The 21,389-nt window shown below is 66.7% G+C and carries 19 protein-coding genes; 10 read left to right on the forward strand and 9 right to left on the reverse strand.

Annotation, left to right across the window (positions count from 1 at the left end):
• The 6 genes from VFH65_RS20095 to VFH65_RS20120 form a co-directional block, all read right to left on the reverse strand.
• A partial coding sequence (locus VFH65_RS20095) for a helix-turn-helix transcriptional regulator (protein WP_353323804.1) occupies positions 1 to 2,171 on the reverse strand: 2,171 nt, incomplete at its 3' end.
• Complete coding sequence (locus VFH65_RS20100; protein ID WP_422656606.1) at positions 2,168 to 4,231, reverse strand: tetratricopeptide repeat protein; 2,064 nt, start codon at positions 4,229 to 4,231, stop codon at positions 2,168 to 2,170. The genes VFH65_RS20100 and VFH65_RS20095, both read right to left, overlap by 4 nt.
• 47 nt (positions 4,232 to 4,278) lie before the next feature.
• Positions 4,279 to 5,241: a glutamate ABC transporter substrate-binding protein gene (locus VFH65_RS20105; RefSeq protein ID WP_353323806.1), complete on the reverse strand. Its 963-nt coding sequence runs from the start codon at positions 5,239 to 5,241 to the stop codon at positions 4,279 to 4,281.
• Complete coding sequence (locus VFH65_RS20110) at positions 5,238 to 6,500, reverse strand: hypothetical protein (protein ID WP_353323807.1); 1,263 nt, start codon at positions 6,498 to 6,500, stop codon at positions 5,238 to 5,240. Before VFH65_RS20110 ends, VFH65_RS20105 begins: the two co-directional genes overlap by 4 nt.
• 224 nt (positions 6,501 to 6,724) lie before the next feature.
• Positions 6,725 to 7,084 carry a hypothetical protein gene (locus VFH65_RS20115; protein WP_353323808.1) on the reverse strand — a complete coding sequence of 120 codons (360 nt, stop codon included), beginning with the start codon at positions 7,082 to 7,084 and terminating at the stop codon, positions 6,725 to 6,727.
• 150 nt (positions 7,085 to 7,234) lie between these two features.
• Complete coding sequence (locus VFH65_RS20120) at positions 7,235 to 7,495, reverse strand: hypothetical protein (protein ID WP_353323809.1); 261 nt, start codon at positions 7,493 to 7,495, stop codon at positions 7,235 to 7,237.
• Positions 7,496 to 7,708: 213 nt separating this feature from the next.
• Between VFH65_RS20120 and ponA2 the strand changes: the two genes are divergently transcribed.
• Positions 7,709 to 10,186, forward strand: a complete 2,478-nt coding sequence (gene ponA2 / locus VFH65_RS20125) for a transglycosylase/D,D-transpeptidase PonA2 (protein WP_353323810.1) — start codon at positions 7,709 to 7,711, stop codon at positions 10,184 to 10,186.
• Positions 10,186 to 10,671: a hypothetical protein gene (locus VFH65_RS20130; protein ID WP_353323811.1), complete on the forward strand. Its 486-nt coding sequence runs from the start codon at positions 10,186 to 10,188 to the stop codon at positions 10,669 to 10,671. The genes ponA2 and VFH65_RS20130 overlap by 1 nt, the downstream gene beginning before the upstream one ends.
• Before the next feature lie 21 nt (positions 10,672 to 10,692).
• Here the strand turns inward: VFH65_RS20130 and VFH65_RS20135 are convergent, their stop codons facing one another.
• Genes VFH65_RS20135 through VFH65_RS20145 form a run of 3 tightly spaced genes read right to left on the reverse strand, consistent with a single transcriptional unit; the run spans position 10,693 to position 13,038 of the window.
• Positions 10,693 to 11,574 (reverse strand): sucrase ferredoxin, encoded by an 882-nt coding sequence (locus VFH65_RS20135; RefSeq protein ID WP_353323812.1) that lies wholly within the window; start codon positions 11,572 to 11,574, stop codon positions 10,693 to 10,695.
• Positions 11,571 to 12,779, reverse strand: coding sequence for a cupin domain-containing protein (locus tag VFH65_RS20140; protein ID WP_353323822.1), 1,209 nt, complete (start codon positions 12,777 to 12,779; stop codon positions 11,571 to 11,573). Before VFH65_RS20140 ends, VFH65_RS20135 begins: the two co-directional genes overlap by 4 nt.
• Before the next feature lie 10 nt (positions 12,780 to 12,789).
• Positions 12,790 to 13,038 (reverse strand): BatC protein, encoded by a 249-nt coding sequence (locus VFH65_RS20145; protein ID WP_353323813.1) that lies wholly within the window; start codon positions 13,036 to 13,038, stop codon positions 12,790 to 12,792.
• 327 nt (positions 13,039 to 13,365) lie between these two features.
• Here VFH65_RS20145 and VFH65_RS20150 point away from each other — a divergent pair, with 327 nt between their 5' ends.
• The 8 genes from VFH65_RS20150 to larB all read left to right on the forward strand — a co-directional run.
• A complete protein-coding gene (locus VFH65_RS20150; RefSeq protein ID WP_353323814.1) occupies positions 13,366 to 14,625 on the forward strand; it encodes an MFS transporter in 1,260 nt (419 codons plus the stop codon).
• A gap of 23 nt (positions 14,626 to 14,648) precedes the next feature.
• On the forward strand, positions 14,649 to 15,992 hold the full coding sequence (locus VFH65_RS20155) for a hypothetical protein (RefSeq protein WP_353323815.1): 1,344 nt from the start codon (positions 14,649 to 14,651) through the stop codon (positions 15,990 to 15,992).
• A 27-nt stretch (positions 15,993 to 16,019) separates the two neighbouring features.
• Entirely contained in the window at positions 16,020 to 16,694 is a 675-nt protein-coding gene (locus VFH65_RS20160) for a cyclase family protein (protein WP_353323816.1), read from the forward strand.
• Entirely contained in the window at positions 16,687 to 17,868 is a 1,182-nt protein-coding gene (locus tag VFH65_RS20165) for a DUF362 domain-containing protein (RefSeq protein WP_353323817.1), read from the forward strand. The genes VFH65_RS20160 and VFH65_RS20165 overlap by 8 nt, the downstream gene beginning before the upstream one ends.
• Positions 17,865 to 19,232 carry an anthranilate synthase component I family protein gene (locus VFH65_RS20170; protein WP_353323818.1) on the forward strand — a complete coding sequence of 456 codons (1,368 nt, stop codon included), beginning with the start codon at positions 17,865 to 17,867 and terminating at the stop codon, positions 19,230 to 19,232. The genes VFH65_RS20165 and VFH65_RS20170 overlap by 4 nt, the downstream gene beginning before the upstream one ends.
• Positions 19,229 to 19,831, forward strand: a complete 603-nt coding sequence (locus tag VFH65_RS20175) for an anthranilate synthase component II (RefSeq protein WP_353323819.1) — start codon at positions 19,229 to 19,231, stop codon at positions 19,829 to 19,831. The genes VFH65_RS20170 and VFH65_RS20175 overlap by 4 nt, the downstream gene beginning before the upstream one ends.
• Positions 19,828 to 20,706, forward strand: a complete 879-nt coding sequence (locus VFH65_RS20180) for an ATP-dependent sacrificial sulfur transferase LarE (RefSeq protein WP_353323820.1) — start codon at positions 19,828 to 19,830, stop codon at positions 20,704 to 20,706. Before VFH65_RS20175 ends, VFH65_RS20180 begins: the two co-directional genes overlap by 4 nt.
• A gap of 46 nt (positions 20,707 to 20,752) precedes the next feature.
• The coding region (gene larB / locus VFH65_RS20185) for a nickel pincer cofactor biosynthesis protein LarB (RefSeq protein ID WP_353323821.1) at positions 20,753 to 21,389 on the forward strand (637 nt) is incomplete at its 3' end.

Consider the following 21,389-nt stretch of genomic DNA (forward strand, 5'->3'; position numbering starts at 1 on the left):
ATCGCCTCTAGCTGGCGTAGCCGCTGCGCGCCCGACCGGTCTCCGAATTGGGTGGCCGTCTGCAGGCAGATGACTTCTGCCGCGAATTGCCCGTTTTCTCCTGCCCTTTCGGCTGCAGATAACACGGTGGCGACCGCCTCACTGACGGCACCCTGGCCGGCGGCCACCCATGCGCGGGCCAGGCTCCGCTCATAATCCAGTGACCGAAATGGACGCTGCAGCTGGTCCAGCTCAGCAAGCGCGGCGGCCGCCTCGTCCACTGACCCCGTGATGGCCAGGGCGGTCGCGTAGGGGATGTGATAGCGGTAGCCCCAGCCGATGGCATGGCCCAAGGCGGACAACGCCACTGCTGCCTGGTCCAGCAACAAGCCTGCGGTGTCAACGTGGCCGGCACCAAGTGCGGCCCGACCCGCCACCGCGGCACCGAGGAAATGCGCCGCCCCAGGGAGGTCGGCGCCCTGCAGCCGGGCCCGCTCAGCCACCTCAACGGCCTCGTTGATCCGGCCGGCTAGCAGCAGCGCGCTGACGTGTGCATCGGCGATGTTGAACCCCATCTGCGGGGCGTCGAACGAGCGTGTCGCAACGGCGTACCCCGCGTCGGCGGCGGCCACCGCTTCGGTGGTGCGCCCCGCATCCGCGGACATGGCAGCGAGCGCCCAGGCTATTTCCGCGTCGACGACCGCGGGCAGCTCTTCCAGCGCAAGGCCTTTCGACGTTTGCGCCGCCAAACCCGGCTTGTCCTTCGCAAACCAGTAAACCGTCAGGAAGGCGTCGATATAGCTACGAGCGGACGGTGTGGTGGCGTGCGACGCATCGTCGATGAGCTGCTTTGCGCGCGTGGGGTCGGCTAGCACCCAGAGCATGTTGCTGGCCCGCAGGAACGCGAGTCGGGCTTGGTCTTCGTCGGACAAATCGCTGGTGCGTACCTCGGCGAGCACCGCGTCGGCCTCTTCGCCCCGGCTGAGCCACGAAAGTGCGTGCGCGCGAATGAAGTTCGCTTCGGGTCCCGCTCCGCCGCGGATCGCCGCCTCCGCCAGTCGATCGGCGAGGGGCAGATCCGCCAGCCACACCGCGCCGCGCGCCGCCCTGACGAGCAGGTCGGCGTCGGGCGTGACGTCGGAGTCGAGGCTCAACGTGGCGCGGCGCACCACGACCCGGACGTCGTCGCGGTCAGCGGCTGCGGCCAGTTCGCCGGCCACCAGCCCGCGCAGCCGCCGCAGCCGGGTGGGTGCCGCGCGCCTGCGGCGCACCTCGCCGTACAGCGGATGCGCGACGCGCACCTCGACAGCGTCGGCGCTCGGCTCGACAGTGATGAGGCCACGCGAGTCCGCCTGCTCGACCGCCGCCGCATCAGTGATTCGCGTCAGGGCCGCCAACTCAATCGGCTCCCCGACAGCCAGCGCATCGATTACATCGGCAACTTGCGCGGGTAGGTCGCCGATGCGGGACTCGATCAGTTCGACCAAGCTCGGTGCCACGATCGGGTCGCCGGTCCATCGCCAGTGCCCGTGGTGCATTACGAATCGGCCGTCGGCGACCTCCCGCTCGACGATGTTTCGCAGATACAACACGTTGCCGCAAGTCAGCGTCCACAGCCGCTGCACGGCATCCGGATCCACCGACCCACCCAATGCCGACGACAACAACATGCCGGTCTCGTCGAGTGACAGCGGCTGCAGATCTAGCCGCTCGAACTGGCCATCGCGCCAAATCTCCTGCACGGCGGCGGGAATCGGTTCACCGTCGCGCACAGTGAGCACAACCTTCGCCGCGCCGCGTTGCACGATCTGCTGCATGACGAACGTTGATAGGTCGTCGAGCAGATGGACGTCATCGACACCGATGACCACACTGGTGCCCGCGGGTGCGGCTGTCAGCGAATCGATCACGCCCCGCACCAATACAACCGTGTCGGTGACTCCCGACTGCGCCCATGCGGTGAAAGCACCCAGCGGCAGCATCCGCGCCGCGGATGTGCCGACAGCCCAACGGGTTTCGCACCCCCGCGACACGGCGCTCGACAGCGCCTCACGGGCGACCCGGCTCTTTCCCACACCTGCCGCGCCACAAATAACGATCCCGGAAACATCGGAAGCCACGGTGGCGGCCGCGATCGCACCCATCTCTGCCATGCGGCCGGTCAATGGCCATGACAAGCGCCTGCTCGTCATACTCGTGTCCTCGGCCGGATCGTGTTTGCCTTCTCCACCAACGCGATGCGCTCCCACACGTCGGTCATTGCGCGCGCCAGGTCGCGGTAGGCGCGCTCCATTCCGGTCCGGATGGCGCGTTCGTCGAAGGCGGCACCGAAGAGTCGTTGGGCGGTGCTCTGGTTGCCCGCCTGCAACCAATCCAACGCCGAACCGAGCACCCGCAGCCGAACCGCAGCCCGCTGGGCGGTCGATTCGAGGGTCAATGCGTCGGCGCGCTTCTCGGCATCGAGCACCGTCTGCTCGTCCAGGTCCTCCGGGCTTCGGCCGTCGAGCAGGATCTCGATCGCGGTCGAACCCGCGGCGGTGAAATGCGCCGATGTGGGGTCGACCTCGTCCAGCGCCCTGATCGCGGCGGCGTGGTCTCCCGCGCGTGTGTACAGCCTCGCCAGCCCGAACGCAGCACTGACGTAGCTGTGATCCGTTCGCCAGACCGTCGCGTAGTAGCGCGCAGCTTCGTCGTACTCGTCGCGCAATTCGGCGGTGGCCGCCATTGCCAGCATCGGGGCGAGCTCGCCGGGCAACGTGGTCGCCACCGCGTTGAAATCCATTGCAGCCTTGTCGAATTCGCGCTCTAGAAGCGCGCATTGTCCGCTGTACCATGTCAGCCGCCAGTCTTCTGGGATGACCGCAGCCAGCTCCGAAAGTCGTTTCCGCGCCTGCTCGGGGGCGCCCAACTCGAGCGACGCGCGAACGAGCCGCAGCGGGACCTCGACGGATGAGCTGTCTCCGGGGTAGGCACCCCGCCGGGCGACCGCCAGCGCCTGTTCGAGTTGGGCCGCAGGTGTGCCACTCGTCGTCGCGAGCACTGCCGCGCCTGCGTCGTTGGGGTCGACCACGGGGACTGACAGTGCCGCGATGACATCCGGGGCGCCCACCGGCACGTCGCGGCCGCCGCCGTAGAGCGCACGTTGCGGACTGAAGTAGTTCGACTTCCTTGGCTGTGCAGTGCCGCTGTCGGTGGCCGCGATCTCGTGCAGCACCCCAGTCAGCTGATCGGCCAGCTCTTCCATGGAAGAGAACCGTCGACCCGGGTCGGGGTCCGTGGCGCGCAGGAGCGCACGGTACAACGATTCGTGCTTTTCGAGGACCGGCACTGTCGCCGGTCCGGGCAGCTGCTCGACGAAACGTCCGTGCGCCTGTGGAACGTCCATCACAAGAACGGCGAGAGTCCGCCCGACGGTGTAGACGTCACTGGCGACGGTGGGCCCGGTCTCGGCGATCTCGGGTGCCTGATAGCCGGGGGTTCCGTAGATCGGGCTTTCCTCGTCGTCCATGGCGATGACGGCGCCGAGGTCGATGAGCTTGAGCTGCTCGTCGGCCTGTATCACGTTGTCCGGCTTGAAGTCGCAGTAGGCGAGGCCCTGGGTGTGCAGGTAGTGAAGTGCAGGTGCGATCTCGACGATGTAGGCGACCGCCTGGTCGGGCGGAAGCGGAGCGTTGCGGGCTTTGCGGATCTGCTTGAGTGACGTGCCGCCGACGTACTCCATGACGATGTAGCCGACGGGAATCCCTGCGGAGTCGACATGCTCGACGAAGTTGTAGATCCGGACGATGTTCGGGTGTTCCACCTTGGCAAGGGCGAGGACCTCGGCCTCGGCGGCGGCCATCGCGTCGGCATCGCCAGAGTTCAGTAGGCCCTTGAGTACCACCCAGCGGTCGCGCACGTTTCGGTCTATCGCAAGGTAGATCCAGCCAAGACCGCCGTGGGCGATGCATCCCTGCACTTCGTACTGTGCGCCAACGAGGTCGCCGCGAGAAAGCTTGGGAACGAACGAATATCGCGTGCCGCACTCGGTACAGACGCCCTCGGGGCTTCCGGGCCTGTCGCCGCGTCCACGCCCGACGGGTTCGTGGCATTCGCGGTCGCCGCAGAACCGGTTTGCCTCCGGCACTTTCGGGTCGGTCATGATCGCCGCAGTCGGATCGCGCTTCGGTATACGCGGTATGGCGACAATCCCGGCGCCGAGGCGGCCGCGAGCGCTGGCGGATTTCGACGGCTTGGCGCGAGTCGTTTGCATCGATCGAGCGGTCGAGAGGCTGCGGGCCGGTTCGGAACTTCCCATTTTCAGTCCTCGTACCGTGCCGCCGGCGGACCCGGCGACGGTCCGAGGCTTTGCAGCCGCGCCTGGTAAAGGCGTTCCCACGTTCCGTCTTCGCGGATTTTCTCGAGAACGCCGTTGACGAATCGGACCAGTTCGTCGTCACCCTTCTTGACGCCGATGCCGTAGGGCTCTATTGCGATGCTGTCGCCGACGACTTCCACATTCGGGTCCTGGTGGGCAAGCCCCTCGAGCACCACGTCGTCGGTGCTGATCGCGTCGACCTGGCCCTGTTGCAGCATCACGAGGCAGTCCGTCCAGGTCGTCGCGCCGAAGATCTCCGGCTTGGGGTTGAGCTCGTACAGCTTCGCGAGCGAGGTGGTGCCCGACACGGCGCAGACTCGTTTTCCGGAGAGTGCCCCGAAAGAATCGATTCCGGAATTCTTCACGGAAAGGATTCTCTGGTTGGCGATGAAGTACACGGTGGAGAAATCGACGAGTTGCTTACGGGCACAAGTGATCGAATACGTCCGCACCACCAGGTCGACCTCGCCGTTCTGCAATACCGACTCTCTTTGGTCCGCATTGACCACTCGCGGTTGGATCAGTTCCGGGTCGCCGAAGATCGCCTGCGCGATCTCGCCTGCGATGTCGATGTCAAATCCCTCCACTTTCCCGGTGGAAGGGTTTCGAAAGCCGAACAGATAGGTGTCCTGGTCGACCCCGACGATGAGGCGGCCACGTTCGGCGATTGCCGCCATCGTCGAACCGGGCGGCATGGCTCCCGGCGGGGGCAGCGGATCGGGGCGCAGGCTGGCTTCCCTGTCGCAGTTCACATGTGCCGCCGTTGGCGCGCTCGTGATTTTCGTTGCACCGGATGGCGACGGCTCAACGGGCGAGACTGACACCGATACCGGCGCAACGGACGATCCGCATCCCGCGGCGGTGAGCGCAATAGCGAGCAGCGCCAAGGCAATTCGTCGCCTCACAAGAACTCCTTGAGCCGCGGCCACAATCCGACGACGACCGCCGACGCAGCGACGACCATCAGCACGAGGGTCCCTGTGGGACTCCGCGCCAGGAAGGTGCCGGCCACCGTCACTCGATCGCGCAGTGTCTCGCGGGTTCGCTCGATCCCTTCGCGCAGGCTGGATTCGACCTTGGCGAACTGCGTCGCAGAGGCCGCCGGATCAGGGCCGATTGCCTGGGCGACCGCGGCCTCATAGTCGCCGGCTTCGTAGGCCAAGGTCTGCTTTCCGTGGCTGGCGACCCATTTCTGCGCGGCGTCGTTCGCGGCCGGCGGTGCCGCGTCGAGCAGTGTCCTCATCTCGCCGATGTGGCCGTAGAACGACTTCTCTCCGGCAGAGATGTCGCCACGGCCGATCAGCTCCAGGGTTTCGTCGGTTCGTGCTTTTTGCGCGAGGATGCGAGCGGTCGCAAGCTGCTGGAATTTCGCCGTGCCCTCCGTTCGGCTGTCCTCGATGTTGGCTGCGGCCAGCCGGGTCGCCACGGCGATCCACGTGATCACCAGCAACACCACTGCCGCGGCGATGAGCAGGCCCGGGTTGAACTGTCTGTTCGTGCGGCGAAACACGATCACCGAACCGACGCCGATTGCCACCAGGACGAGGACCAGCAGCACGAGACTGACCTTCGGTACAGAGCCGACCGCGCGCTGGTCTCGGTCGAGGGCTTCGAGATTGCGATCGTATATGTGTTCGGCGTCGGCAAGCAGCTCGTTCCGCATCAACGACGACGCTTCTCGCAAGTACGCCGACCCGACCGTCAGCCCCTGCCGGTTGTTCACCCGCGCCGACTCGACCAGCCCCGTGTACGCAGCCAGTTCGGCGGAAATTTGCGCCAGCGCGGCGCGGGTGTCCGCGTCCGTGCTCCCCGCGGTCACGTCCGACAGCGCCGATGCCGCCTCAGCCAGCGCTTGTTGATAGCTGGCCCGGATCGGAGCTGTTTCGATCCCGCCGGACAGGAACGCTGATGCTGCGGCGGCGTCGGCGGCCGATAAGGCTGCGTATAGGTTCTGCGCCGCGTAGGCGAGCGGCTCAGAACGGTCGAGAACCGCGTTGTGCTGGGCGATCCTCCCGTCCAGCTGCCCGCCGCATACCAGCCCGGTGATCAAGCAGGATGCCGCGATGGCGACAGCGATTGCGCCGATGACACCCGGCGTCGTACGGGCAAGACGTCGCAACCATGCGGCAGAGCCTCGCGCGTCCAGCGTGCGCGGAGAGGTCATGTCGTTCACCACCCCGTCCAGACCTCGTCCCAGTCTGGACTTCGAGGTGGTCGGCGGTTGGATTTTTGACGAAGATCCCGTTTCGCGCGGAGTTGATCACGTGGCGATGACCGGGCCGGGGCGCAGTGCTCGGTTAATCGGCTGGCCTGTGCGACCGGTTGTCCATCGTGCCAACTTCAGAGCGACTTTGTCGCGGGATACATTGCGCGCCTTGCTTTTAGCTGCTAACACGGCCCCGGAATGAAGAGATACCAGCACTGCCCCGGTGGAAGAGGCGGGGTGAAGTTCGGCGGGGGTGGAGGTGGTGGGGGTGGAGCCTCGCCCTCGAAGATGTTCTGAGCAACGTTGCCCTGCCCGTGATAGACGTACCAGTACGTGTGGCAGACGTTGTTGTCCCAAACCACCGGGTTCACACGAAGATTGCCGGTCTGCACCGGGGGATCCCCCGGGCACCAACGACACGGGCCGGACGGGTTGTCGGGCGGACAACCGGGCCAGGACCCGAGCGGCGCAGGACCGCCGGGCAAGGCCTGGGCGATGCCAGCGCCGAACCCCATGGCGGCCAACCCGAGACCGCCTGACATCACCATAGTCGTTGCGAAACGCGAAATTCGGTTCATGGTTGCTTCCCTTCGCGAGGCGCGTTGCGCTCGTAAGGAAATCGTGGCTGCAAGAAGCCCGCTTGTATGGAGTAGTGGGCTACCCCATTTTTCGCGCCACTCGCGACTCTCGCGTCAGCAGGGTTGGCCAGGAGGCGTGTAGTACGGAACGCCCTCTACCGTGTAGCACGGCACCTCACCCGGCACATAGGGCACGTGAGCTGCAGCGATGGCAGTGCCGACCGCCACGTCACCGGCGACGTTGGTGCAGCCACCCGCCGCGAAATGGCGTCCAGCCGCGCCCGCACATATGTCAGCGTCCGCAACCGGCGCGATCACCAACGGTGCTACCGCCGCCCCCATCGCCGTCAACAGCACAGCTGCGAGCTTCTTCATTTCTAACCCCCACTGCTAGCCCGGCCCGACCGTGATTATGGCAGTCATGCGGACCGGGCATACAGAGTTCCGCTGAATAAATCTTGCTGGGCACTCTGGTTCCGTTCGGGCGCGGGCAACTACGCAATGCGGCTGGAGTCGCGGTTTCCCCGGGGACTAAAGAGCTTTCGCCAATGCACAGAATTCGATGAGGGTCGCGGATAGCCTTGATGCATGTCGGAGGGGCGGCCGACTTGGGGGACCGTCAGCAGGCTGGCGGCCTACTGCTTCATGGCCGGAGTACTGGCGGCCGCACTGATGTTCCCGTTCGTCGGCGGCATCGGGTTGATGTCCAACCGGGCCGCGGACGTCGTCGCCAACGGATCCGCGCAACTAGTCGAAGGCGACGTCCCGCAGGTGTCGACGATGGTCGACACAGCAGGGAACCCGATCGCATGGCTGTACACCCAGCGTCGGTTCGAGGTGGAATCGGATCAGATCGCGAATTCGATGAAGCTGGCGATCGTCTCGATCGAGGACAAGCGGTTCGCCGAGCACAACGGCGTGGACTGGCCGGGCACACTGACCGGGCTGTCCGGATACCTCGCTGGAAACCCCGGTACCCGCGGCGGCTCTACCATCGAGCAGCAGTACGTCAAGAACTATCAGCTGCTGGTGACGGCGCAGACCGACGCCCAGCGGCGGGCCGCAGTCGCGCTGACACCGGCGCGCAAGCTGCGCGAGATCCGGATGGCGCTGACTCTCAACGAGACGCTCACCAAGGCTGAGATTCTCACCCGATACCTCAACTTGGTGTATTTCGGCAACGGGGCGTTCGGCGTCCAGGACGCCGCGCAGACCTACTTCGGCATCGACGCCTTGCAGCTGAACTGGCAGCAGGCCGCCCTGCTGGCGGGACTGGTGCAGTCGACCAGCTTGCTTGACCCCTACGCCAATCCCCAACGGGCAATGGAGCGGCGGAATCTCGTGCTGGACACCATGATTGAGAATCTCCCTCAGCACGCCGACGAGCTGCGCACCGCCAAGGCGGAGCCGCTGGGTGTGCTGCCCCAGCCGGACGGGCTCCCGAACGGCTGCATTGCCGCAGGCGACCGCGGTTTCTTTTGCGACTATGCGCTGGAATACCTGGCCCGTTCCGGCATCAGCAAGGAGCAAGTGGCGCGCGGCGGATATCTGATTCGCACGACGCTGGACCCGAAGGTGCAGTCGTCAGTCAAGTCGGCGATCGACGAGTTCGCCGACCCAACACTCGACAGTGTCGCGAGCGTGATGAGCGTGATCAAGCCGGGCAAAGACGCGCATCGAGTGATGGCGATGGCCAGCAACCGGACGTATGGCCTCAATGACGACGCCAACGAATCAATGCAGCCACTGCCGTTCTCGCTCATCGGCGATGGCGCCGGATCGATCTTCAAGATCTTCACCACGGCGGCGGCGCTCGACATGGGCATGGGCATCGACGCTCAGTTGCAGGTGCCTGGCTCTTTCCAGGCGAGAGGTCTCGGCAGCAGCGACACGCCGGGATGTCCAAAAGAGACGTGGTGCGTGCGGAACGCGGGGAACTATCGCGGTTCGATGAATGTCACCGACGCGCTAGCCGTCTCGCCGAATACGGCGTTTGCCAAGTTGATTCAACAGGTCGGGGTTCCGCGCGCGGTCGATATGGCGGTGCGGCTCGGGCTTCGGTCCTACGCGCTTCCCGGAACGGCGCGCAGCTACGACCCCGAAAGCAACGAAAGCCTTGCCGACTTCATCAAGAGACAGAACATCGGCTCGTTCACTCTTGGCCCATTTCAGCTCAATGCGCTCGAGCTGGCCAACGTGGCGGCGACGCTGGCTTCCGGTGGAGTGTGGTGCCCGCCGACGCCGATCGACAAGATCATCGACCGCCACGGCAACGAGGTGTCGTTCGACAGTCAACCGTGCGACCAGGCGGTGCCCGAGGGACTGGCGAACACCTTCGCGAACGCCCTTAGTAAGGACGACAAACCGCCAGGCACCGCAGCCGGCGCCGCGGCCACCGTGGGCTGGGATCTGCCGATGTCGGGCAAGACCGGCACTACCGAGTCGAATCGGTCCTCGGGTTTTCTGGGGTTCACGAATCAGTACGCCGCAGCGAACTACATCTTCGACGACTCCAACAATCCGTCCGGAATCTGTTCGTTCCCGCTGCGTAAGTGCGGCAGCGGCAACCTGTTCGGCGGCAACGAGCCCGCCCGCACCTGGTTCGCGGCGATGAAGCCGATCGCAGGAGATTTCGGCGATGTGCATCTGCCGCCAACGGATCCGCGCTACGTCGTCGGCGCGCCGGGCAGCCGGGTGCCAAGTGTGTCCGGGCTGAAGGTGGATGCTGCCCGGCAACGGCTGAGGGAGGCCGGTTTTCAGGTCGCCGACCAGACGACGCTTGTAAGCAGCGGCGCTTCCTATGGCACGGTGGTCGGGACCAGCCCGAGCGGTCAAACCATTCCTGGGTCGATCATCACGATCAACGTCAGCAACGGTGTTCCGCCTGCACCGCCGCCACCTCCGCCGCCTCCGCCGGGAGCCCCACCACCGCCACCCACGGTGGGCACGACGGTGGTGGAGATTCCGGGGCTGCCGCCAATCACCGTGCCAGTGCTCGGACCACCGCCACCTCCGGTGCCACCACCGCCGCCTCCGGTGCCACCACCGCCGCCGCCACCTCCGTGATGGCGGGTTTCGGTCATACGGATTGCGAGCGCATTGTCGGCGGCGAACTAGCGCAGCCCGTCCTGGCTGTCACCAGTCTCGCCTACGTCGTCGCCGGGGTGGCCGTGCTGTTATGGGCAGTGCGGGTCCGGGCACCGCTGGCTGGGGCTGCCGGAGTTGCACTGGTGGCGGTCGGGGGCGGGAGCTTCGCGTACCACGGACCGCAGCCCTCGTGGGCGGAGCTTGCTCACGACTTGCCGATCGTCGCGCTGGGAGTGGTATGCGTCGCGGGACTGGTCCTGAGCTGGCGCCGGAAGCGATTGTCGGTGTGGGCGGCACCGGCTGGAGTCTTCGCGCTGGCACTCGCGGCCTACGCCGCGGGACGTTCCGGGTCGCCGCTGTGCCGGCCCGACAGCCTGTGGCAGTACCACGGCGCGTGGCACGTCCTCTCCGCCGTCGCCGCGGGGTTGGCCGCCCGGGCCATGGCACCGCCGCCGCCGTCGTGAGGGGCGTACCGGCCGCCGACGTTACGTAATCGAGGCCAACGTGTAGGTCCGAACCCGGCCGGGAACCCGCGCATGACATTGCGACAGCAGCGGCTCTGACCATTCTTCGTTGACGCAGACTTCGATCGGCCCCGACGTGCCGCCGAGCACGACACGAGTTTGCTCCGCCTCCTTGTCGACGCCGAGCGGTGGCAGGCTCGCGATGCGGTCATCGCCATTCGCTTCCCGTGCGAAATATTGAGCCGCTTGGACAACGTGCGGGAGTGACGTGCGTCCGCGGAGAAACCTGTTGTCGAGTCGCCCCTCGAGATACAGGCGCACCAGGCCCGCCGAATCGGTCGAGTCGACGCGCCCGTAACACAGGCCTTCGGGCAGTATCAGCATGGTGGCCGCGAAGCGATCGCCACCCAGATGTGAGCATTCCCAAGTGAAGTCGGGATACTTCGCGGCGATCTCCTTGCACGCGCCGCGGCCGCGGACAGCGCAACACTGATCGTGCCTGCCGTGCGCACAGACGGCTACCAATGGATCCGTGGACAGCGTCCCGTCGGATCCATCGAGGGCGAGGTCCAGATATTCGCGCGGATCACTCACCTCTCCGCCGTACAGCGCTTCGTTGCCAACGCCGGCTTGTGCGACGAACCACCGCCACCGCGGAGCGGTCGGCCGACGGCCGTGCTTACGTATCGCCGCGATCCGCATCTTCGCGGCCTCGAACCGACGGACGATGGCGCGTCCGAGTTCGGGATCGATGGTGGCCGGAGACTGCAGGAAGGCCGAATGCCCCCAACCTCCCGCTAATTCGAGCAGGACCCAGGAAGAACCCGCAGACGCGGTGCCGTACAGCGGGTCATCGCGGTTCAGCGATTGGTCGCTGCACGGCTGTCGCTTAGCAGCGGTCATCCGTTGACCGGCACGACAACGGCCTCACGGAGCAGCCGGCGGATCAGCACCGTGGCGTCGGCATGATCGAGGCCCGGTAACGTCGCCGCGTCGGCAGGGAGGCCGCGGTGCAGCGCCGCCATGGCATCGGCACACGACATCGGAAATGTCATCACCTTGTCTGGCAGCCGGAGCACGACACGCCCAGCCGAAGAATCGATGGTGGCGACGAGCCCACGGCGCCACTGAACCGCAGTGGTTGCGGCGGATTCCGAGGCCGCGAGCGTGGCCAGCGGACGGACGGCAACGGGCCGTGTCCGCTCGGCGTGACGTTGCATCAATTGTGCGGCCGCGCCGCCGCTGAGCATGACCGCTTCGTCTCGCAACGTGTCGACCATTTCTGACATCACTTTCGTCACCGTCGCGATGATCTCATCCTGATCGGCCGGGTCGCTGCCCAACGGTAGCGACTTCCGGAACGCGTCAACGGTCGACAGCTGATCGACGACTGCGCGGGCGACGTCCAAGCCTGTTACGGCGGACACGCCGATGGTCAGGTGGATGGACGTAGAGTCCAGCGCCTGCGCCGAATGTACCCACCCGCGTGGCAGATACAGGGCGTCGCCTTCGGTGAGAACGGTGTCGATGACCGGATCTCCGGTCACCCGCTCAGCGATCGCCGCCCGATGCTGCGTCCACGGCTGCGACGGCAGGGGATGGTCGAGCACAGGCTCGTGCACGATCCAGCGCTTCCGCCCGGCCGCTTGCAGGACGAACACGTCGTGGACGTCGTAGTGCGGATCGAACCCGCGGTTGGTTGGCGGCGTGATGTAGGCGTTCGCCTGCACAGGATGGCCCAATTCATCTACCGCCTGCCGGACGAAGTCGATCAGCGGTGGCCATAGTCGATGCAGCCCTTGCAACACAATCGTTGCGCCAGAAGCGAACTGAGCGAGAACCTTCGCGGAGTCAACCTGATCTGGCGTCTCGGCGCCGAATCCGGCCGAGCCGAGATAGCAGTCTCTGGCCAGCACGTCACCTTCTTTGGCCAGGCGGATGAACGGCGCGCGCACTCCACGCTCGGCGATCAACTCGTCGACCATGTCGGGCGAAAGCAGATCGCCGAAGTCGCGGGGCAGCGCGCTTGACAGGCTGAGCAACGGCCTTCGCCCCCAGAATTCGGTGGCGAATGTGTGGGGGTCGGTCGCAATACAGCGGCTCAGCACCGCGAAGCGGTCATGCGGTTCCGTCGGCACCGCCGTCGTGACCTTCGGGGTTCGAGCCGCCGTCGGCGGGACCTTCGCCGCCTGCGGTTCCGTCGGCTCCGCCGTCCTGGCCTTCGGGGTTCGAGCCGCCGTCGGCGGGACCTTCGCCGCCTGCGGTTCCGTCGGCTCCGCCGTCGTGGCCTTCGGGGTTCGAGCCGCCGTCGGCGGTACCCTCGCCGCCGTTGCCCGAGGTGGTGATGTCGTCATCATTGAGTGGCATGGTGATCCCTTCCGTCATCGCATTCAAACGATGTGTGCGCTGAAGAGTTACCCGAGACTGCCGCAGCGAAACGATCAGATGATCGCTGCGCTGACGGTCATCGAACGAGCACGGTGCTCACCCCGCGGATAGGAAACCCTTTCCCATCGACGCGTGGAATCTGGCTTCCCAGCGATTACGGAACCACTGCTCGATCACAACAATTCGTCTCATGCGTACAAATGTGCTCGCGGAGACAATGAGCTCCAAGACCCGTCACGACGTCGTGATCCTCACCGAGGATGCCGCGCAGCCGGCCAGTGCCCCGGCCGAAGAGGTTGTGGCCCGATGAAGAAGTTCATGGCGCTGCACCGCAATGTCCGGGTCAGGATCGGGTTGGCGTTCGTCCACAAGTTGATCGACGCGATGATCCTCACCTTCATCGCGATCTACCTCGCGTCCCGGGTGGGGATCGCGACCACCGGCGCGTTGATCCTGCTGTTCGCCGTTTTCGCGGTCTTCGGCATGCTGCTCGGCGGTCATTTGTCAGAGAAGTGGGGACGCCGGCCCGTCCTTATCGTCGGGGACGTCATCGGCACCGCCTTCCTAGTGCTGATGACCGTGGCCTACTTCGCTGACTGGGGCCCACTCGCGGTCTACTTCAGCTACGCCATCGTCAAGTTCGGGACCAACATGGCGCTGCCGGCCAACGACTCGACCATCATCGACGTCACTCCGCCCGAGGACCGCAAGTACGTCTACACAGTCAATTACTGGGTGATCAACGTCGCGCTCGGCGGTGGCGCGCTGCTCGGCGGCTTCCTCTACGGCTCGCATTTCGGTGCCGTGATCCTTGGCGGCGCCATCGGCATGGGCTTCGCCCTCCTCGTCACCGTGCTGCTGGTGGCCGAGACGAAGCCGCAATCGGCGGCTGCTGCCGCACCCGCCAAGCTTCGCGGCCTGGCCCAGTTCGTCGAGGGCTACAAGGTGGTGCTTGTCGACTCGACGTTCCGCCGGCTGATCATCGTCGCCACGCTGGTGCTGACCCTCGAAGGGCAGCTGAGCACCGCGATCGGGATCCGCTTGTCGAACGACTTCGGAGTCCAGCACGTGTTTCCGTTCGGCGACGTCCACGGGGTGCAGATGCTCGGCGTGCTCAAAGCGGTGAACACCATCCTGGTCGTGCTGCTCGCGCTGCAGGTCAACTCCCTGCTGCGGCGGCTGCCGGACCGGACCCGGATCTATGTGGGAATCCCCCTGTACGTAGGCGGCTTCGCGGTGCTGGCGGTCACCAACACCGCCTGGGTGCTACTGGCCGCGGTCGTGGTGCTGACCATCGGCGAGCTGATGAACACGCCGGTCCAGCAGGCGCTGCTGGCGGACCTGGCGCCGGAAGACGGCCGGCCCCGGTACATGGCCGCGTACTACCTGCACATCCGGTTCGGTCAGGTGGTCAACTCGCTGCTGATCAGCCTGAGTGCGGTGCTGAGCACCCAGGGGATGGCGGGGATCTACCTGCTCTTCGGCGTCGTGATCCTCATGCAGTACCGGGTCATCCTGGCCCGCCGCCCCGCGCATGCCGGTGCCCAAACACCGGTATCCGTCTGACTTTTCACACCTTGGAGGCAATCATGTCGGCACGCGCGAACCAGGTCACCGAGGCCTACCTCGCTGACTGTGCGACCCCGGACAGCCGGCTGCGCGGCGCGCTGGCCGAGCTCGACGTATCGGAGACCATGCGGGCGGCGTGGCCGAGGCTGCTGCCCCGCCCGGTCATGGTCGACGAGACCGAGTTCCGGGCTTTCGGCCGGGATCTCGTCACCATCTTCGATCTGGTCACCTCGCTGCCGCAGCGCTGCTTCGATGGAGACTTCGAACGGTTCCGCGCGGCCCTTGGCATCGATGACCGGCGCGGTGCTTGGATGCGCCGGCTGCTCGGCGACGGCCCCCCGCCGCTGTACGGTCGGGCCGACACCTATTACGACGGTTCATCTTTCAAGCTGCTCGAGTTCAACATCGGCAGCGCGCTGGGCGGCCTTGACATGGTCGGCCCGCTGCCGAAGGCCTATCTGCGGATCCCGGCGGTCGCCGAGTTCGCCGCCGAGCACGGCCTTGGCTACCTGGACACGAGCGGGGATCTGGCCGCGGCGCTACGCAACGCCGGCAAGGGCATTGGAGCCGGCGAGCCGGTAGTCGCGGTGCTCGAGGGGCCCGGCGGGATGGCCGCCTACGGCCACCAGCGGCGGGCGATCGGCGAGCTCCTGGCCGAGCAGGGCATCGACTGCCGGGTCGGCGAGATCAGCGACCTGACCTTCCGCGCCGGCAAGCCGTACCTTCACGGCACCGGGATCGACGTGATCCTGCGCTACTACGGACTCGAAGAGATGCTCGCCCATCCCGACGGCGACGCGCTCATGGAGCCGGTATTCCGCGCCCATGAGAACGGCACGGTGGTGGTGTGGACGCCGACCAACGTGTTCGGAAACAAGGGCACCCTCGCGATGCTGTCCGAGTTCGCGGAGGACGCCTCGGTGTTCTCGGCGCAGGAGCGGGCGGTGATCGACCGGGTGCTCCCGTGGAGCCGCATGCTAGGCCGGCCCGGCGCGGAATCGGATGAGCGGTTCATCTCCGAGTGCATGCAGCGCCGGGAAAGCCTGGTGTTCAAGCCAACTGGGCTGTTCGGCGGCGAGGGCGTCCTCATCGGACGTGAAGTGGACCCCGGTACCTGGCGGGAGGCGCTGGCGGCGAGCACGCAGACCGGCTGCCTCGTACAGGAAATCGTAGCGCCGAACGTGGAGACGGTGATCGAACCTCAAAGCGGTGCCCGCACTGAGTATTTCGCACTGTGGGCCGCCTTCATGACCCCGACCGGGCTCTGCGGTGGCGGCGTGCGCGCTGTACCGCCGGGCGGCAGCACCGTCATCACCATGATCAACAACACCCAAGTCCGCAACACCTGCCTCTTCACCTGCTGATTCATCTACCGAGCAAGGAGCAATTCAATGACCCGATTCGTCGACCTGACTCACGGCTTCTACGACGGAATGCCGTCCTATCCCGCCGACTGGTTTCCGCAGTTCGTCAGCGAGCGCACGATGACACCGGAGACCGACCCTTACGGCACCAAGCGCACGTTCTCCTACCTCCACGTGTTTCCCCACAACGGGACGCACATGGAATACAAGCTGCATTTCTTCCCGGGCACCGAGGGGATCGACGAGGTTCCGCTGCACACCCTGATCGGGCGCGCCTGCGTCGCCGACCTGTCCGACAAGGGCGAGCTGGAGCCGGTCACCGGTGAGGACCTGGAGCGGGTGCTGCGCCCCGTGTGGCAGGAGGGCGACCGGCTACTGGTGCGCACCGATTACCTGCACAACAACTGGGGCCGGCCTGACTACTGGGACAGGCCGCCATACCTGACCCCGTCGGCCGCGGAATGGGCAATCGACAACGGCGCCAGCCTATTCGGGCTGGACTGCCTCACCGAACGGCCCGGCGACGCCGAGTCCCCCGTGCATCACGCCTTGCTAGCGGCCGGCATCCCGCTGCTGGAGTACGTCACCAACATGCACGAGCTCACCAAGCAGGTCGTGCAGCTGGTTGCTCTGCCCATGAAGGCCGCCGGCGCAGAGGCGGCTCCCACGAGAGTCATCGCGATGGAGGACACCGATGGCTGAGCCGGCACGGCCCCCGGTTGCACTCGCGCCCGCGACCGACGACGCCGCGGTGCCCGGTGTGTTGCGCCGGCTGCTCGAGCTGATCGACGAGCCGTTGGCCGGCCTGCCTCCCGGCGCCGAGGTGTTGATCAAGCCGAACCTGTTCCAGACGGAGCCCGGGTTCCACGTGAGCCCGGCGCTGCTGGCCGCCATTGCCCGCGCGGTCGCCGAACACGGGGCCCGCCCAGTGATCGCGGAGCGCACGCACGCCATCTACGAGATCCTCAACGACCACGAGGCCGCCCGGTACGCCCGCGTCGTCAGCCTCGACGATCTTCCGTTGCGCATCACCAACATTCCCGGCGCGACGTCGTTGCGGGTGCCGATCGCGGTGCCCGAGCTGATCGAGGACTGCGACTACTTCATCGGGGTGCCGCAGCTGCGCACGCACGCCAGCGTCGTCTACTCCAACGCCATGAAGAACTTGGTCGGGCTGCTTCCCGGCTACACGACCCGCATCGTCCACATGGCCGGGGTCGACGAGTCCACCGTAGACCTGAACCTGATGCGCCCGCAGGACCTGGTCATCTGCGACGGAACGACGGTGATCGAGGGCAACTACCCGATGGACGGGCGCGCGCGCTCGGTGGGCTTCCTGGCCGCCAGCCGCAACGCGGTCGCCCTCGACGTCGCGGTCGGCGTGCTGGCGGGCTTCGACCCGAACAGCGTCGCCTATCTGCGCGACGCGCACCAGCGCGGTATGGGCCCGCTCGCACTCGAGGACATCGACCTGCGCGGCACGCCGCTGGCGGAGCTCGCCTTCGACATGGTCAAGGCGCCGGTCGAGATCGTCCCTCCGCGAGCCGGTATCCACGTCCACGCCGAGAACGCCTGCCCGGCGTGCAGCCGGTTTGTGGCCGGGGCCATGCGCGCACTCGCCGAGGAGTTGTGCGCCTGGGACGGTGAGATGACGATCATCTCCGGTCCGCAGGTGCAGATGCCGCCGCTGCGCGGTGAAGTGATCCTGGTCGGCAACTGCCTCTACGAGAGCCGCGATCTCGGGATCTTCATCGAGGGTTGCCCGCCGCGTGCCATCCAGCTCGCCGCGTTCCGGTATGCGATGGGCAAGCGGGTCGGCGACCACGAGCGGACGCAGTTCCGTGTGCCGCCACAGCGGGAGGGTGTGCCGGGATGACGATCACGTTGATCACCGCGCCCGCGCTGCCGGCCGGCTCACGGCTGTACCGCCACGTCGTTCCGCTGGCCACATCGATCACCCCGGTGGCGGCGGCCGCGGCGCTGCGTACCGCCGGGCGGGTCATGCTCACCGCCGGATCCGACGGTCGCAACGCAACGCTGGCCGTTGGCGAGCTGGCCGCCCTGTCCCATCCCGGCGGCGCGGGCCACGCGCCGTTGGCTGACGCCGTGAATTTCCTTGCTGCGCTTGATATCCCGGTCGACACCCCGGCTACCGAGGCGGCCTGGTACGGGCTGCTGGGCTATGACGCAGTGCGCGACTTCGAGCGGTTGCCGAGCCGCCACCCGGCGACCGATCGGCCGGTGTACGAATTCTTCCTGCCCGAAACACTGGTCCAGTTCACCGACGGGTACGGGAAGGTGATCGGCAGGGGTCCCTCAGCCGCCGCCGCACGCGCCGCGGCCGAGCGGGTCGCGAGGAGGCTGAACGGACCGACGCTCGCACCGTTGGGCGTCGTGGCCGTGGGCGCCGGCCGGTTCGGCTTCAGCTTCGAGGAGTACGCCGCCGCGGTCGATCGCGCGAAGCGGCACATCCTCGACGGCGACGTCTTCCAGCTCGTGCTGTCCACCGCCTGGACCGCACCGGCCACCGTGGACGGCCTGGCGGTTTTCGAGAGACTGACCGCCATCAATCCGTCCCCCTACCACTTCTGGTACGCGGGCCCGCGGTTCGAGGTGGTCGGCGCCTCACCGGAACCGTGCATGACGCTGAACGACGGCCGGGCGCTCATCCGTCCCCTCGCCGGAACCCGACCTCGCGGCCACGACCGCCTCGCCGACGAGCGCGCTGAAGCCGACCTGCGCGCGTCGGTCAAGGAACTGGCCGAGCACCGGATGCTCGTCGATCTCGCGCGCAACGACCTTGGCCGGGTGTGCCGGCCGGGCAGCGTCTCCGTCGAGCGGCTGATGGACGTGGAGCGCTACTCCCACGTGATGCATCTGACCTCGGACGTGTACGGCCAGATCCGCGGCGACCGGCGAACCGACGAGCTCATCCGGGCGACGTTCCCCGCGGGCACCATGACCGGCACGCCCAAGGTGCGCGCAATGGAGATCATCGACGACCTGGAGCCGAGCCGGCGCTGGCTGTACTCGGGCGCGGTCGGCTCATTCGGACTGTCCCACGTGGACCTGTTCCTCACGATTCGCAGCATGGTGCTGTGCGACGGGGAGATTCGCCTGCAGGCGGGAGGTGGCATCGTGCACGACTCCGATGCGTCGGCCGAGTACGCCGAGTGCCTCGCGAAGCTCGGCTCGGGCGCCCGCGCCCTTGGCGTAACCATGAAAGGGGGCGCGACATGATCTGCGTCATCGACAACTACGACTCATTCGTCTACAACCTCGTGCAGTACGTGGGAGATCTTGGCGACGAGTGCGTCGTGTACCGCAACGACGAGGTGACCGTCGAGCAGGTCGCCGAGCTCGCTCCCGACTTGATCCTCATCTCGCCGGGCCCCGGGGATCCGGCCGCCGCAGGTATCTCCATCGAGCTGATCCAGCGGCTGGGGCACACGTTCCCGATCTTCGGAGTATGTCTTGGTCACCAAGCGATCGGTGCCGCCTTCGGCGCTCGGATCCGGCACGCTGCCGCGCCAATGCACGGAAAGTGCTCGGACATCACGCACGACGCAAAGGGCGTTTTCGCCGGACTGCCGAACCCACTGACTGTCGCTCGCTACCACTCACTGGTGATCGAGTCCGACTCGCTGCCAGCCGAACTGGTGGCTACCGCGTGGTCGGAAGACGGCGAGATCATGGGCGTCCGGCACCGGACCCTGCCGATCGAGGGCGTTCAGTTCCACCCGGAGTCGCTGTTCACCGAACAAGGCGTCGACATTGTCGGCAATGCGGTGCGCGGCATGATCAGCAGGCTGTCCGCGGAGCGAGTGGGGGCGGCATGACCACCTTCCGAGACATGCCGATCGCGACCGACCTGGAAGAGATCGCCGACCGGCTGCTGGCTCAGCTTCGATCACTTGACAGTGTCGCCGTCGCGTTCTCCGGTGGAGTCGACTCCACCCTCGTGCTTGCCGCGGCCCTGCGCGCGCTGCCTGCCGATCGGGTCGTGGCGGTGATTGCGGACTCGCCCAGCCTCGCCCGTACCGAACTCATCGACGCGCGGCAGATCGCCGCCGAACTCGGCGCGGAGCTGGTCGAAGTCCGGAGCGCCGAACTCGACGTGCCCGGCTACCGCGCGAATGCGGGCAACCGCTGCTATTTCTGTAAACACACCGTGCTGAGCGCCGCCAGCGAGCTCGCGGTCCAGCGGGGCATTGCACACGTGGCCACCGGTACGCATGCCGACGACCGTCGGGCCCTGCACCGACCCGGTCTGCGCGCCGCCCGTGAGCTGGCAGTGGTCGAACCGCTCGCCGATGCCGGGCTCGGCAAGCAGGAGATCCGGATGCTGGCGGCTGCGTGGTCGTTACCCGTCGCTGATAAGCCGGCGACGCCGTGTCTGGCCTCACGTATCGCCGTGGGAATCCCCGTCTCCATTGGCCGGCTGGGCCTGGTGGAGCGCGCCGAGATCGCGGTCCGAGCGAGGCTGGCCGATGCCGGTCTGCAACCGCGTGATCTACGAGTTCGGTTGCTAGGTAACGGATTTCGGGTTGAGCTGGACCCGTCGGCACACGCCGCGCTGGAGAAGTCGCCATCACTCACCGCCGAGGTCCTCACTGAACTGAATGGCCTTGGCCTGACCGGTGCCGGGCGGCTGGGGACGTATAGCTCTCCCACGCTGGCGCCCGCCACCGGTGACAGTGCGGACGCTTCGTGAGATCGTCACCGTTACAGCGGTGCCCCGCACACCTGGAGGCCGAAACATGACGGAGCCTTGGAAACCCGACGAGGCGCTGGCCAACTTCGCCGACCTCGACCTCGACCGGGCTGTCCGACGCGGTTATCCGGAGGCGGTGTATTGCCGAGGCAAGACGGGCGAACAGGTCCGGCTGATCGCCGGCGCGCTGCGCGGCCACGGTGCACGCACGTTGTTCACCCGGGCGAGCCCTGAGCACGCCGCAGCGATCCTCGGCGAACTGCCCGACGCTTTTCATGACGAGGCCAGCGGGCTGCTGGCCTGGCCGCCCAACCCGCCGGAACCGGTGGGTGGGCAGATCCTCGTCGTGGCCGCAGGCACGGCCGATGCGCCCGTCGCGCGCGAGGCGCTGCTGACCGCCCGGCACCTGGGCCGGCCCGCCGACCTGATCATGGACGTCGGTGTCGCGGGCCTGCACCGAGTGCTGCGCCGGCTCGACGAGCTCCGTGAGGCCAGGGTAATCGTCGTGGTGGCGGGTATGGACGGGGCACTCCCCGCGGTGGTCGCCGGGCTGGTTTCGGCGCCGGTGGTGGCGGTGCCGACGTCGACCGGGTACGGCGCGGCGTTCGAGGGCCTGGCGCCGCTGCTGACGATGCTCAACAGCTGCGCTCCCGGGGTCGCCGTGGTGAACATCGACAACGGTT

It is taken from the genome of Mycobacterium sp., assembly GCF_035697385.1.
Classification (GTDB): domain Bacteria; phylum Actinomycetota; class Actinomycetes; order Mycobacteriales; family Mycobacteriaceae; genus Mycobacterium.

Bases quoted from the DNA above. Each gene is read 5' to 3' on its own strand.
- VFH65_RS20145 (WP_353323813.1), bottom strand. From the start codon at position 13,038: ATGCCACTCAATGATGACGACATCACCACCTCGGGCAACGGCGGCGAG.
- VFH65_RS20135 (WP_353323812.1), bottom strand. From the start codon at position 11,574: ATGACCGCTGCTAAGCGACAGCCGTGCAGCGACCAATCGCTGAACCGC.
- VFH65_RS20100 (WP_422656606.1), bottom strand. From the start codon at position 4,231: ATGCAAACGACTCGCGCCAAGCCGTCGAAATCCGCCAGCGCTCGCGGC.
- VFH65_RS20155 (WP_353323815.1), top strand. From the start codon at position 14,649: ATGTCGGCACGCGCGAACCAGGTCACCGAGGCCTACCTCGCTGACTGT.
- VFH65_RS20180 (WP_353323820.1), top strand. From the start codon at position 19,828: ATGACCACCTTCCGAGACATGCCGATCGCGACCGACCTGGAAGAGATC.
- ponA2 (WP_353323810.1), top strand. From the start codon at position 7,709: ATGTCGGAGGGGCGGCCGACTTGGGGGACCGTCAGCAGGCTGGCGGCC.
- VFH65_RS20170 (WP_353323818.1), top strand. From the start codon at position 17,865: ATGACGATCACGTTGATCACCGCGCCCGCGCTGCCGGCCGGCTCACGG.
- VFH65_RS20175 (WP_353323819.1), top strand. From the start codon at position 19,229: ATGATCTGCGTCATCGACAACTACGACTCATTCGTCTACAACCTCGTG.
- VFH65_RS20110 (WP_353323807.1), bottom strand. From the start codon at position 6,500: ATGACCTCTCCGCGCACGCTGGACGCGCGAGGCTCTGCCGCATGGTTG.
- VFH65_RS20115 (WP_353323808.1), bottom strand. From the start codon at position 7,084: ATGTCAGGCGGTCTCGGGTTGGCCGCCATGGGGTTCGGCGCTGGCATC.
- VFH65_RS20150 (WP_353323814.1), top strand. From the start codon at position 13,366: ATGAAGAAGTTCATGGCGCTGCACCGCAATGTCCGGGTCAGGATCGGG.
- VFH65_RS20160 (WP_353323816.1), top strand. From the start codon at position 16,020: ATGACCCGATTCGTCGACCTGACTCACGGCTTCTACGACGGAATGCCG.
- VFH65_RS20165 (WP_353323817.1), top strand. From the start codon at position 16,687: ATGGCTGAGCCGGCACGGCCCCCGGTTGCACTCGCGCCCGCGACCGAC.
- VFH65_RS20120 (WP_353323809.1), bottom strand. From the start codon at position 7,495: ATGAAGAAGCTCGCAGCTGTGCTGTTGACGGCGATGGGGGCGGCGGTA.
- VFH65_RS20130 (WP_353323811.1), top strand. From the start codon at position 10,186: ATGGCGGGTTTCGGTCATACGGATTGCGAGCGCATTGTCGGCGGCGAA.